Raw genomic sequence first — 12377 nt, forward strand, 5'->3', positions numbered from 1 at the left:
TTGCAGGTGATGTTTCGCCCCGTCTCGGTGAGCGGGGCGCGATGTTGTTATTGATAAAGGTCTAACGCGGACTGCATCGGTTGAACGTTGAAGCGTTTGCCAAGAGCGACCAGCTCTTCGCGGGTGATGGTTTGTTTCATCCCGCCCATTGAATAGACTTTCACCAGCACCTCAGCGGATTTCTCGGCGGTATCGATCAGGCCGAAGGTTTCATCCAGATTGGGGCCGCTGCCGAAAACGCCGTGGAACGGCCACAGCACCAGCGAGTGTTTCTGCATCGCCTCAGCGGTGGCCTGGCCGATTTCGTCGGTGCCCGGCACCATCCACGGCAGGATGCCGACGCCGTCCGGGAAGACCACCAGGCATTCGGTGCTGCCTTCCCAGAGCTTACGGGTGAACAGATCGCTGTTGTTCTCCAGCACGTAGGTCAGGGCAATCAGGTTAGTGGCGTGGCAGTGCATGATCACCCGGTCTTTGCCGTTGGTCAGGCGGATACGCTCGCTGTGCGACAGGAAGTGCGCCGGTAGCTCGGATGTTGGTACCGCATCGTTGGTCAGACCCCAAAGAATATGGTATCCCGCGCCGTCGCTGTCGACTTTCACCACGCCGAGGTTCGCCGCCGGGTCGAGCTGGACGTTACGGAAGAATTTACCGGAACCGGTGACGATAAACGGCTGGTTGGCCAGCGTTGGCATCGGCTGGCTCAGGGCGATATAGCGCGGTTTAGCGTGGAAATCCGCCGCGTAGGGTTCAATATCCGCTTCGTCGAGGCGCAGCGTCAGGTTGCCGCCGTTGCGCTCGTCCCAGCCTTTCAGCCAGGCGTCGGAAGTGGCTTTAATCATGCCCTGGACGAACCAGGCGTCGATAATGGTCTGCATAGTCTTGTCTTTCCTGTTGATTCGGCGCGGGGTTGGCCCCTCGCCCTGAATATGTGTGAGCCCCCGGATTGCGCCGTAAATGGCTTATCCGGGCTACCGGTTCGTAGCCCGGCTGCGTCCAGGGAAGTCCAGGCATTACCCGCGCTGGCTCAGAACCGTATTTTCATAAGCGCGTACGTTATCCAGCCACTGGCTGCCTGCCGGCGTATCGTGACGCTGACAGTACATTTCCCAGATGGCCTGCCACGGCAGGCACTTCTGCTCTTCCAGCAGCGCCAGACGGGCGGTGTAATCGCCGTCGAGCTCCAGCTGACGCAGCTGCTCGGTTGGTTCCAGCAGAGCGCGCAGCAGCGCTTTCTTCATATTGCGGGTACCAATCACCCACGCCGCGATGCGGTTGATCGAGGCGTCGAAGAAATCGAGACCGATATGCACGCGGTCGAACAGATCGTGGCGGATGATTTCGCTGGCGATGGCCTGGGTTTCATCATCCAGCAGCACCACGTGGTCGCTGTCCCAGCGTACCGGACGGCTTACGTGCAGCAGCAGACGCGGGATATAGAGCATGGCGGCGGAAATCTTATCGGAGATGACCTCCGTCGGATGGAAGTGGCCGGCATCCAGGCACAGGGCAGTCTGGCGGCTGGTGGCGTAGCCCATATAGAACTCATTGGAACCGACGGTGTAGCTTTCCGCGCCGATACCGAACAGTTTGCTCTCTACGGCGTCAATATGGTGCGCCGGGTCCAGCTTCTCGCTGATCACTTCATCAAGCGCGTTCAGCAGGCGCTGGCGCGGCGCGAAGCGGTCAACGGTAATATCCTTCATGCCGTCCGGGATCCAGATATTCATCACCGACGGCGTGCCCAGCTGCTCGCCGAAGTAAGCGGAAATGCGGCGGCTGGCCTTGCAGTGATCGATCCAGAACTGGCGGATTTCATCGTTGGCGTGCGACAGCGTAAAGCCATCAGCGCTCAGCGGATGCGAGAAGCAGGAGGGGTTAAAATCCAGCCCCAGCTTGTTGGCTTTCGCCCACTCAACCCAGTTTTTAAAGTGCTCTGGCTTAATTTCATTACGCGCTACCGGCGCGTCGGATTCCAGATAGAGGGCGTGCAGGTTCAGGCGTTTTGGCCCGGGGATCAGGCTCAACGCCTGCTCAAGGTCGGCGCGCAGCTCGCTGGCGTTACGCGCTTTCCCCGGGTAGTTGCCGGTGGCCTGAATACCGCCGGTCAGGCTTCCTTCCGGGTTTTCGAAACCGACGACGTCATCGCCTTGCCAGCAGTGCATGGAAACGGGCAGGCGGTCCAGCTGGCGCAAGGCCTCCTCGACATCCACGCCGACGCTGGCGTAGCGCTGTTTGGCAATTTCCCAGGCTTGTTCAAGTTGAGTGGTCATGCGCAAAGCTCCTTGGTCTGTTGTGGCTGAAACTGCGCGCTAAAGCGGGCAATTTCACTTTCATGATTGGGGGTAAAGGTGGTGAGGGCGTAGTTTTGCCGCACGACCTGACGGAATTCATCGACGTTGTGCAGCTCGTCCAGGGTCATCAGCTGAATGCCGATATTGCCCAGGGTGGAGGCCTCAACCGGGCCAGCGACCACGGTGATGCCGCAGGCGTCGGCGCAAAGCTGATTGAGCAGTTCGTTCTGGCAGCCGCCGCCGACAATATGCAGCTGGCTGAACGGCTGACCGCGCAGCGCCGCCAGTTCGTTAAGCACCCGAGCGTAGAGCAGCGCCAGGCTGTCGAAAATGCAGCGGGCCAGCTCGGCGTCGCCGGCAGGAACCGGCTGCCCGGATTCGCGGCAGGCGGCCTGGATTTCCGCGCTCATGTTGTCCGGGTTGATAAAGCGGTCATCGTTACAGTCGATAACGCAGCGGCAGGCCGGAAGCGCAGCGGTGCGTGCGATCAGCGCCGGCAGGTCGCTGACGTTTTGCTCCTTGAGCACCCGCTGCAGCAGCCAAAGACCCATAATATTTTTCAGTACCCGATAGCGGCCTTCGGCCCCGCCTTCGTTGGTGATATTGGCCTTTAGCGCCGCATCGCTGGTGCAGGGGGTTTTGCTTTCAAAGCCCATCAGCGACCAGGTGCCGGAAGAGAGATACGCGGCGTTTTTGCTGGCCAGCGGCGAGGCGATAACCGCGCTGGCGGTATCGTGACTGGCGACGGCGACCACCGGGATGTTATTGCCCTGCGGACATATCCAGTGGCCGATAACGTTGCCGGGGTGCGTCGGCGTACCGAACCATTCGCGCGGCGCGCCGCTCCAGTTCAGCAGCTCTTCATCCCAGTTATCGCTGTTAATGTTGACCAGTTGCGTGGTGGTGGCGTTGGTGTACTCCCAGTTCATGTTGCCAGTCAGGCGGAAGCTAAAGTAGTCCGGGATCAGCAGCGCATGCGCGGCCTGGCTGACCAGTTCCGGCTGTTGTTCAACCAGCGCGCGGAGCTGGTAAAGGGTGTTAAACGGCAGAAACTGAATGCCGCTGCGGCGGTAGATCTCCGCCCGGCCCAGCTGCTCTTCGGCATGGCGCATCAGCCCCTGGGTACGAGAATCGCGATAGGAAACCGGCAGGCCGACGCGCTGGCCCGCTTTATCCAGCAGGACATAATCCACGCCCCAGGTATCGATGCCGATGCTGTCGATCAGGATGCCCTGTTCGCAGACCTTCTCCAGACCGCGGCGAATTTCCCCTTCCAGGCTATCGAGATCCCAGCAGTCGAAACCATCCACCTTCTGCAGGCTATTGGTAAAACGGTGAATTTCACGCAGCGCCAGCGTTTGCTGCCCGGGTTGATAACCGGCGAGCATCACCCGCCCGCTGGAGGCGCCTAAATCAACGGCGACACAATGACGAAAACTCATGGGAAGATCCTTGTGAAAATCATTGCATGCAGTCTAAAAAAGTCGCCTCAGGCTCACCTTCTTGTTACTGACAGGGAAAATTGGCCGCTGGCAAGAAAGCAAAGGTGACCGTGAGAGAGGTCACAGTTTCGTTTTAGCTGCGCTGGATGGAGGGATGTGATGTTGTCCGCAGTTCCCGATCTTTCCCGCCATTTCTTGAAAAAGCGGCAGGCTTTACGAATTTTGCGGTCAAAAATTGAAGGCCGGATCGCCGCCCCTTAATTACTATTTGCTCCACTGATTGATAACTTTTCTCATTTCGAGGAGCGGCTATGACTATGTTGCACAGTGTGGATTTCTTTAAGTCCGGCGTTTCAGCTGTCGCCATTGAGCCGCGGCTCCCGCAATCCGCTTTTCCTGAGCATCATCATGATTTTCATGAGATTGTTATTGTGGAGCACGGCACCGGGATTCACGTTTTCAACGGCCAGCCCTATACCATCAGTGGCGGATCGGTGTGCTTTATCCGCGATCACGATCGTCATCTCTACGAGCACACGGATAATTTATGCCTGACTAATGTGCTCTATCGCGCGCCGGACGCATTTCGCTTTTTGTCCGGCCTGAACGAACTGTTGCCGCAGGAGCAGGAGGGGAACTATCTCTCACACTGGCGGGTGAATCAGAATGCATTGCAGCAGGTGCGGCAGATTGTGGAGCAGATGGAGAACGTTGGCGCGGATGCGGATATGCACGCCATCGCCAGCCGCGAGATTTTATTTATGCAACTGCTGGTGCACCTGCGTAAAAGCAGCCTCGCCGAAGGCGCAGCCAACAATGACGCGCGGCTTAACCATTTAATGGCCTGGCTGGAAGATCATTTTGCCGAAGATATCTGCTGGGAAGAGGTGGCGGCGCGGTTTTCGCTCTCTTTGCGAACTCTGCATCGTCAGTTAAAACAGCAAACCGGACTGACGCCGCAGCGCTACCTGAATCGGGTGCGGTTGATGAAAGCGCGCCATCTGCTGCGCCACAGCGATGACAGCGTGACCGATATCGCCTATCGCTGCGGATTCGGCGACAGTAACCACTTTTCGACGCTTTTTCGCCGTGAATTTGACTGGTCTCCGCGCGATATTCGCCAGGGGCGCGACGCCATTCTTCAGTAACGGGAGAGCAGTCAACGTTTTAGCAGACATAAACGCGAATAATGAAACGTTATTTATGTTCGGAGTTGATGTCGTGGCAGGTCAGCTGATTCTTCGCAAAGATGAATTTTTTACCTCCCCCGCTCAGGCGGTGGCGGTAGCGGATCGCTATCCGCAAAACGTCTTCGCCGAGCACACCCATGAGTTCTGCGAACTGGTGCTGGTGTGGCGGGGAAACGGCCTGCACGTTCTTAACGATCGCCCGTGGCGTATTACCCGCGGCGATCTGTTCTATATCCGCGCGGAAGATAAGCACTCCTACGCCTCGGTAAACGATCTTGTCCTGCAAAACGTCATTTATTGCCCGGATCGGCTGCGGCTTAACTTTGACTGGGCGGCGCACATTCCGGGTCTGTTCGGCACCCCGTGGGTTCCGCACTGGCGAATTGGCAGCAGCGGCATGGCGCAGGTCAGACAGGTGATTACCCAGCTGGAGCATGAGAGCAGCCGCAGTGATGCCCAGGCCAATAATATGGCCGAACTGCTGTTTGCGCAGCTGGTGCTTATTCTTCAGCGCTATCGCTACGCCACCGATAATCTGGCGGCAACTCAAAGCGAAGCGCTGCTCGATAAGCTGCTCACCGAGCTGGCGGGCAGCCTCAATCGTCCCTTCTTTCTTGACCGTTTTTGCGAGCGGGAAGGGTGCAGCGAGCGCGCGCTGCGCCAGCAGTTTCGTCAGCAGACGGGGATGACTATCAACCACTACCTGCGCCAGCTGCGTATTTGCCACGCGCAGTATCTGCTGCAGCATACCGAACGGCTGATTGGCGAAGTGGCGATGCAGTGCGGGTTTGAAGACAGTAATTACTTTTCGGTGGTGTTTAACCGCGAGATAGGCATGACGCCGGGGCAGTGGCGGCAGCGCAGTCGCGCCGCCGCCTGACGACGCTAGTTCGCCATTCCCAGACCGACGATATTGGCGGCGATGATAATCACCACGCAGCCGAGGCTGAGGACACCCACAGGACGACGACCGGCGTTGTTCCACTCTTTGAGGATCAGGCCTACAAGCCCGCCGCACAGCACATAGAAGCTCATATGCAGCATCCAGCTCATGTAGTCGTACTGCGCCGGGATGCTGGCGTGGCCCCAGGCGTAGAAGAAGAACTGGAGATACCACATCAGGCCGCCTAACGCGGAAAGCAGGATATTGCTGATAATGAGCGGTTTTGCCAGCGAGAAGTCGGCTTTTATCGACAAATTTTTCACTTTTGCCAGCCGGATAAAGCAGAAGCCGAGGTTAACCAGCGCGCCGCCGCCCATGATCACCACATAGCTTGGCAGCGCGGTGTAAAGCGGGTCGACGCCGAGCGCGGCGGCGGCTTCGTGCATCGGCTTGGCGGCGTTCATGGCGAACGACATACCTGCGGAGAAGATGCCGCACATCACCGCCAGCAGCAGGCCCTTTTTCAGATTGAAGTCTTCGGCCTTGATGCCCATTTTGCGTTCTTTCAACTGGCCTGCCCGGGTGACGATGCCCACGCCAATCACCGCAACCAGCACGCCGAGCAGCGTCATCTGGCCGCCTTTAGTGTTAATGAGAACATCAAACTGACCATTGAGAATCGGGGTCATGAGCGTACCGACAATCAACGTAATACCAATGGCGATGCCGATCCCCATCGACATGCCGAGATAGCGCATCGTCAGGCCGTAGTTAATATTACCGATGCCCCACATGGCACCGAACAGGAAAACGGGCAGAAGCGTGGAGGCGTTAAAAGAACCGTAATAGGCCCAGAAGTCGGGCAGCAGCATGGCGCTGATGGCCCAGGGGAGGATCAGCCAGGAGACGATCCCGCCGATTGACCACATTGTTTCCCAGGACCAATGTTTAACTTTCTTGAACGGGGCATAGAAACAGGCTGCACTGGCTGCACCTATCAAATGCCAAAAAATACCCATCGTAATCGCGTGATTCATTGATTTTATCCTCATCTATTTTTTATCGGATAAATCTTCTTCCGACCCGATGAGTGTAAAAATCGGTCAGTTTTTCCGCCTTTAAGCTGTTGCCACCAGAAGGCGGAACCTGGCAACCAAAAACTTAATTAGTTGTTCTGTATCACAAAACTACATCTATTCCCCCTTGTTATAACCTTATTAAAAATACGGCATTGATAAGCGTTTTCAATATCATTTAATTAACTATAATGAACCAACTGCTTACGCGGCATTAACACTTTCCGCCGCTCGACAATAATGGAGATGATTATGAGTTATACACTGCCTGCCCTGCCGTACGCTTATGACGCCCTGGAACCGCATTTTGACAAGCAGACGATGGAAATCCATCACACTAAACACCACCAGACCTACGTTAATAATGCCAACGCAGCGCTGGAAAGCCTGCCTGAATTCGCGAACCTGTCCGCAGAAGAGCTGATTACCAAACTGGATCAGCTGCCGGCAGACAAAAAAACCGTGCTGCGTAACAACGCCGGCGGCCACGCTAACCACAGCCTGTTCTGGAAAGGCCTGAAAACAGGTACCACCCTGCAGGGCGACCTGAAAGCGGCTATCGAGCGTGATTTCGGTTCCGTTGATAACTTTAAAGCGGAATTTGAAAAAGCGGCTGCTACCCGTTTCGGCTCCGGCTGGGCGTGGCTGGTGCTGAAAGGCGACAAGCTGGCGGTGGTTTCTACCGCTAACCAGGACTCCCCGCTGATGGGCGAAGCAATCTCCGGCGCTTCCGGCTTCCCGATTCTGGGCCTGGACGTATGGGAACACGCTTACTACCTGAAATTCCAGAACCGTCGTCCGGACTACATTAAAGCGTTCTGGGACGTGGTGAACTGGGACGAAGCCGCAGCGCGTTTTGCCGCCAAAAAATAAGGTTGCATTGTGCTGAGCGAGAAGCGAGTCTGATGACTCGCTTTTTTTATATCCGCAGCAAAGGAGCAGCGATGCACTATCCGGTGAATGTCTTTGTGGGCAAGGTAAGGGATTACGACGGCAGCCGTCCAAGCGCCATCGGTAAAATTCAGATCGACGGTGAACTGACCCTCGGCGATTTGGGGCTGGAGGGCGATGAGCAGGCGGAGAAGAAAATTCACGGCGGGCCGGACCGCGCGCTGTGCCACTATCCCCGTGAACACTATGCCCACTGGGCCCGTGAACTTCCGCAGCAGGCGGATCTTTTCTGCGCCCCGGCGTTTGGCGAAAATCTCTCGACCGAAGGGCTGACGGAAAAAAATGTCTATATTGGCGATATCTTCCGCTGGGGAGAGGCGCTGATTCAGGTGACGCAGCCGCGATCGCCGTGCTTCAAGCTTAACTACCATTTTGCCGTCAGCGACATGGCGCAGCTTATGCAGAATAGCGGCAAAACCGGCTGGCTGTATCGGGTAGTGGCGGGCGGACGAGTGTCCGGCGATGCGCCGCTGGCGCTGGTTTCCCGCCTCAGCGACGTTAGCGTTCACGAGGCGGGAGCTATTGCCTGGCAAATGCCGTTCGATGACGAGCAGTATCACCGCCTGCTATCGGCGGCGGGGCTGTCGGTAAGCTGGAGCCGTACCATGCAGAAACGGCGCCTGAGCGGGAAGATCGAAAATAATTCGCGGAGATTGTGGGGGAAATAGCGCTTCCGTGCGCGTTCCCGGATGGCGGCGCGTTGCGCCTTATCCGGGCTACCCGTTTCGAACCCGGCCTGGCGAAGCGCAGGCCGGGAGAATCAGGTACGCTTGTACAGCGGCAGCCACAGGGTTAAGCGCAAGCCGCCCAGCGGGCTGTCGTCGGCTTTCACCCAACCGCGATGCTGCTGGATTGCCGCTTCGACAATCGCCAGCCCCAGCCCGGTACCGCCAGACTCGCGATCGCGCGCCTCATCGGTACGGTAGAACGGACGGAAAATCTGCTCGCGATCCTCCGGACTTACGCCCGGGCCGTCATCATCGACGTTAACCGTGATGCCATCTTTATCCACCGAGAAGCTTACCGAAATTTTGGTATGCGAGTAGCGCAGCGCGTTACGCACGATATTCTCCAGCGCGCTTTCCAGCGCATTGGGGTTACCGTACAGCGGCCAGGGCCCCGGCGGATACTCGACGGTGAACGATTTCCCCATCTGTTCGGCTTCAAAGGCGGCGTTATCCAGCACCTCGCCCCACAGCTGGTTGGCTTTCACCGTCTCGCTGACCAGCGCGGTTTTCGCCTGATTGCGCGACATCACCAGCAGGTCGTTGATCATGCTATCCAGCCGGTGCGCTTCCATCTCAATCCGCTCCAGCTCTTTGCTTTCCCCGCTGCGGCGGCGCAGCAATGCGGTGCCTAACTGCAGGCGGGTCAGCGGCGTGCGCAGTTCGTGCGAGATATCGGACAGCAGACGATGCTGGCTGGACATCATGCGCTCCAGCGCGGTCACCATCTGGTTAAAACTGGTCCCGGCGGCTAAAAACTCCTGCGGACCGGCTTCCAGCTCCGGATGCTGACGCAGGTTGCCCTGGGCGACTTCATCGGCGGCATTTTTGAGCTTACGCGCGGGTTTCGCCAGGCTCCACGCCAGCCATAGCAGCAGCGGGGCGCTGACTAACATCGTGACGATGAGCAGCAACAAAGGCCGGTCGAACAGCAGATTGATGAAGTCTGATTGTGAGGTATTAGCAGGGCGAATCAGATAGAGCTGGTAGTTATCTTCTCCATCCCTGACGGAAAAAGGCCCGACCATTTCCAGACGACCATAGCGTTTTTTCTGCGGATGGTCGGCGTTATCCGCCTGGCCGATAAAGTTGCGGATAATCTGCATTTCGTTGCGTTCCGCGCCGATGACGCGACCCTCGCTGGTGACCAGCAGCAAACGCTGGCCCGGCGGAGCCCACTTATCGATAGCGCGAAACAGACGACGCCACCACATCAGGTCGTTCGGCGGATCGTTCGCCAGTTCGGCCTCGACGTGCTGTTCAATCATGATGCCCTGACGTTGCTCGCTCTCCAGCAGCTCGGTCATCTGGCGCGAGTCCAGCTTGGGCAGCATCAGAACCAGCATCAACACCAGCGCCAGCGTGAGCCAGAAAATAGCGAAGATGCGTGCGGTTAAACTTCCAATCATGAAGCCGATACCATCAGATAGCCGCGTCCGCGCAGCGTTTTAAACCACGGATGGCCGTCCTTGCGCTCCGGCAGCTTACGCCGCAGGTTGGAGATGTGCATATCGATTGCGCGGTCGAATGGCGTCAGGCGTTTACCTAATACTTCCTGGCTAAGATGTTCACGCGATACCACCTGGCCAAGATGCTGCGCCAGAAGATAGAGCAGGGTGAACTCGGTGCCGGTCAGTTCCAGGGTCACGCCATCGAAGCTGGCTTCCTGGCGACCGGGGTTAAGGCTTAGCGCATCCACTTCCAGCGTCGGTGAACCGGCTTCGGTTGTCTGCTGCTGCTCGCTCCAGTGCGATCGGCGCAGAATAGCGCGTATACGCGCTACCAGCTCACGATCGTTGAACGGCTTAGGCAGATAATCGTCCGCGCCCAGCTCGAGGCCGAGAACGCGATCCAGCTCGCTCCCGCGGGCCGTTAGCATGATAACCGGGGTCTGGTGCGTCTGACGCAACTCTTTGAGTGTATCGATACCGTTTTTCTTCGGCATCATCACATCAAGCAAAAGTAAATCGATGCTGTCGTCCAGAAGGGCCAGCGCCTGTTCCCCGTCATGGGCTACGAGCACATTAAAACCTTCCATATCGAGCAGCTCTTTTAACAGGGAGGTGAGCTCCCGGTCATCATCTACTAACAGGATTTTATTCATTGTTTAAATACCTCCGAGGCAGAAATTACGTCATCAAGGCTCGCTAATCCATGACTTTACGTTGTTTTACACCCCCTGACGCATGTTTGCAGCCTGCATCGTAAACTCTCTATCGTTGAATCGCGACACAAACGTTTTGGGAGTATGTGATGCGCAATGTTATCGCTGCCGTCATGGCCTCAACGCTGGCGCTAAGTGCATATAGCCAAGCCGCTGAAGTCGTCACCAGCGTTAACTGGCTCCCCGGAGACGAAGGGGTCCAGCGCAGCAGCCAGAGCCATATGTTTGACGGCATAAGTTTAACTGAACACCAACGGCAACAGTTACGAGATCTTATGCAGCGGGCACGCCACGAAAGGCCACCCGTTAATGTTAGCGAAATGGAGACAATGCATCGCCTTGTCACCGCAGAAAATTTTGATGAAAACGCTGTACGCGCTCAGGCAGATAAGATGGCGCAGGAACAGGTTGCCCGCCAGGTTGAAATGGCAAAAGTTCGCAACCAGATGTACCACCTGTTAACGCCAGAGCAGCAAGCGGTTTTAAACGCTAAGCACCAGCAACGAATGAACCAGTTGCGTGAGGTTGCAAGGATGCAAAAAGGCTCAGCGATGATGCTTTCGAGTAGTAGCAATACCCTGCAACCCCAGTAACAACCCTGTTTTCCTTGCCATAGACACCATCCCTGTCTTCCCCCACATGATGTGGGGGTTTTTTTTGCCTGTTATTCAGCCTCTTCCCGGCTCCCCGTCGCGGTAAATTATCGGGTTATACTAAGCGCATCGCGAAGTAAGGAGCGTTTATGAATCAATCCTATGGGCAGCTGGTGAGTCGCGCGGCGATTGCGGCGACGGTGATGGCCTCTGCGTTACTTTTAATTAAGATTTTTGCGTGGTGGTATACCGGCTCAGTGAGTATTCTGGCGGCGCTGGTTGATTCGCTGGTGGATATCGCCGCCTCGTTAACCAACCTGCTGGTGGTGCGTTATTCGCTACAACCCGCCGATGAAGAACATACCTTTGGTCACGGCAAGGCGGAATCGCTGGCCGCGCTGGCGCAAAGCATGTTTATTTCCGGATCGGCACTGTTTCTGTTCTTGACTGGTATCCAGCATCTCGTGCGGCCTGAGCCGATGAACGCGGCGGGTGTCGGGATGGTAGTGACGCTGGTTGCGCTGATAAGCACGCTGGTGCTGGTGACCTTTCAGCGCTGGGTAGTGAGAAAAACGCAAAGTCAGGCGGTGCGGGCGGATATGCTTCATTATCAGTCTGATGTTATGATGAACGGCGCAATTCTGGTGGCGCTGGCTCTCTCATGGTACGGCTGGCATCGTGCTGATGCGCTGTTTGCATTAGGTATAGGCGTCTATATTTTATATAGCGCGCTGCGCATGGGTTATGACGCCGTTCAGTCGTTATTAGACCGCGCGTTACCTGATGAGGAACGCCAGGAAATTATCAATATCGTGACCGCATGGCCAGGCGTCAGCGGGGCGCACGATCTACGTACGCGGCAGTCAGGGCCGACTCGCTTTATTCAGATTCATTTGGAAATGGAAGATAATCTCCCGCTGGTTCAGGCACATGTGATTGCCGATCAGGTGGAGCAGGCGCTGTTGCTCCGATTCCCGGGTTCCGATGTGATTATCCACCAGGACCCCTGTTCGGTGGTGCCGTTAGCGCAGCAGGGTGTTTTATGATCTTTAAGTTGTT

The 12377-nt window shown here is 56.7% G+C and carries 12 protein-coding genes; 6 read left to right on the forward strand and 6 right to left on the reverse strand.

Features of this window, described 5'->3' with window-relative positions; translation table 11 throughout:
• Positions 1 to 47: 47 nt before the first annotated feature.
• The 3 genes from rhaD to rhaB form a co-directional block, all read right to left on the reverse strand.
• A complete protein-coding gene (rhaD, locus tag HMPREF3178_RS00665; protein WP_004107477.1) occupies positions 48 to 878 on the reverse strand; it encodes a rhamnulose-1-phosphate aldolase in 831 nt (276 codons plus the stop codon).
• A gap of 135 nt (positions 879 to 1013) precedes the next feature.
• Complete coding sequence (gene rhaA / locus HMPREF3178_RS00670; protein WP_017145158.1) at positions 1014 to 2273, reverse strand: L-rhamnose isomerase; 1260 nt, start codon at positions 2271 to 2273, stop codon at positions 1014 to 1016.
• Positions 2270 to 3736, reverse strand: a complete 1467-nt coding sequence (rhaB, locus tag HMPREF3178_RS00675; RefSeq protein WP_016809652.1) for a rhamnulokinase — start codon at positions 3734 to 3736, stop codon at positions 2270 to 2272. The genes rhaA and rhaB overlap by 4 nt, the downstream gene beginning before the upstream one ends.
• A 311-nt stretch (positions 3737 to 4047) precedes the next feature.
• Here rhaB and rhaS point away from each other — a divergent pair, with 311 nt between their 5' ends.
• Together rhaS and rhaR are read left to right on the forward strand one after the other, a co-directional pair.
• On the forward strand, positions 4048 to 4884 hold the full coding sequence (gene rhaS, locus HMPREF3178_RS00680) for an HTH-type transcriptional activator RhaS (protein WP_004107487.1): 837 nt from the start codon (positions 4048 to 4050) through the stop codon (positions 4882 to 4884).
• Positions 4885 to 4957: 73 nt separating this feature from the next.
• Complete coding sequence (gene rhaR / locus HMPREF3178_RS00685; RefSeq protein ID WP_004116850.1) at positions 4958 to 5806, forward strand: HTH-type transcriptional activator RhaR; 849 nt, start codon at positions 4958 to 4960, stop codon at positions 5804 to 5806.
• A gap of 5 nt (positions 5807 to 5811) precedes the next feature.
• Here rhaR and rhaT read toward each other — a convergent pair whose 3' ends face one another.
• Entirely contained in the window at positions 5812 to 6846 is a 1035-nt protein-coding gene (gene rhaT, locus HMPREF3178_RS00690) for an L-rhamnose/proton symporter RhaT (RefSeq protein WP_004107493.1), read from the reverse strand.
• Positions 6847 to 7137: 291 nt separating this feature from the next.
• Between rhaT and sodA the strand changes: the two genes are divergently transcribed.
• Both sodA and yiiM read left to right on the forward strand, forming a co-directional pair.
• The gene (gene sodA, locus HMPREF3178_RS00695) at positions 7138 to 7758 is read left to right on the forward strand and encodes a superoxide dismutase [Mn] (protein WP_004107495.1); all 621 of its coding nucleotides are present in this window, start codon (positions 7138 to 7140) and stop codon (positions 7756 to 7758) included.
• A gap of 71 nt (positions 7759 to 7829) precedes the next feature.
• Entirely contained in the window at positions 7830 to 8504 is a 675-nt protein-coding gene (gene yiiM, locus HMPREF3178_RS00700; protein ID WP_004107502.1) for a 6-hydroxyaminopurine reductase, read from the forward strand.
• 92 nt (positions 8505 to 8596) lie between these two features.
• Here yiiM and cpxA read toward each other — a convergent pair whose 3' ends face one another.
• Entirely contained in the window at positions 8597 to 9970 is a 1374-nt protein-coding gene (gene cpxA, locus HMPREF3178_RS00705) for an envelope stress sensor histidine kinase CpxA (protein ID WP_004107505.1), read from the reverse strand.
• Positions 9967 to 10665 (reverse strand): envelope stress response regulator transcription factor CpxR, encoded by a 699-nt coding sequence (gene cpxR / locus HMPREF3178_RS00710; protein WP_004107514.1) that lies wholly within the window; start codon positions 10663 to 10665, stop codon positions 9967 to 9969. Before cpxR ends, cpxA begins: the two co-directional genes overlap by 4 nt.
• A gap of 149 nt (positions 10666 to 10814) precedes the next feature.
• On the opposite strand from cpxR, the gene cpxP reads away from it, so the two are divergent.
• Positions 10815 to 11318 carry a cell-envelope stress modulator CpxP gene (gene cpxP / locus HMPREF3178_RS00715; protein ID WP_004107516.1) on the forward strand — a complete coding sequence of 168 codons (504 nt, stop codon included), beginning with the start codon at positions 10815 to 10817 and terminating at the stop codon, positions 11316 to 11318.
• 149 nt (positions 11319 to 11467) lie between these two features.
• A complete protein-coding gene (gene fieF, locus HMPREF3178_RS00720) occupies positions 11468 to 12364 on the forward strand; it encodes a CDF family cation-efflux transporter FieF (RefSeq protein WP_004107519.1) in 897 nt (298 codons plus the stop codon).
• Positions 12365 to 12377: the final 13 nt, after the last annotated feature.

The organism is Klebsiella sp. HMSC09D12, assembly GCF_001808475.1.
In the GTDB taxonomy this organism is placed as follows: domain Bacteria; phylum Pseudomonadota; class Gammaproteobacteria; order Enterobacterales; family Enterobacteriaceae; genus Klebsiella; species Klebsiella oxytoca.

What these genes read in the sequence shown, in the direction of transcription:
- rhaD (WP_004107477.1), bottom strand. Translation starts at nt 878, where the DNA reads ATGCAGACCATTATCGACGCCTGGTTCGTCCAGGGCATGATTAAAGCC.
- rhaA (WP_017145158.1), bottom strand. Translation starts at nt 2,273, where the DNA reads ATGACCACTCAACTTGAACAAGCCTGGGAAATTGCCAAACAGCGCTAC.
- rhaB (WP_016809652.1), bottom strand. Translation starts at nt 3,736, where the DNA reads ATGAGTTTTCGTCATTGTGTCGCCGTTGATTTAGGCGCCTCCAGCGGG.
- rhaS (WP_004107487.1), top strand. Translation starts at nt 4,048, where the DNA reads ATGACTATGTTGCACAGTGTGGATTTCTTTAAGTCCGGCGTTTCAGCT.
- rhaT (WP_004107493.1), bottom strand. Translation starts at nt 6,846, where the DNA reads ATGAATCACGCGATTACGATGGGTATTTTTTGGCATTTGATAGGTGCA.
- sodA (WP_004107495.1), top strand. Translation starts at nt 7,138, where the DNA reads ATGAGTTATACACTGCCTGCCCTGCCGTACGCTTATGACGCCCTGGAA.
- yiiM (WP_004107502.1), top strand. Translation starts at nt 7,830, where the DNA reads ATGCACTATCCGGTGAATGTCTTTGTGGGCAAGGTAAGGGATTACGAC.
- cpxA (WP_004107505.1), bottom strand. Translation starts at nt 9,970, where the DNA reads ATGATTGGAAGTTTAACCGCACGCATCTTCGCTATTTTCTGGCTCACG.
- cpxR (WP_004107514.1), bottom strand. Translation starts at nt 10,665, where the DNA reads ATGAATAAAATCCTGTTAGTAGATGATGACCGGGAGCTCACCTCCCTG.
- cpxP (WP_004107516.1), top strand. Translation starts at nt 10,815, where the DNA reads ATGCGCAATGTTATCGCTGCCGTCATGGCCTCAACGCTGGCGCTAAGT.
- fieF (WP_004107519.1), top strand. Translation starts at nt 11,468, where the DNA reads ATGAATCAATCCTATGGGCAGCTGGTGAGTCGCGCGGCGATTGCGGCG.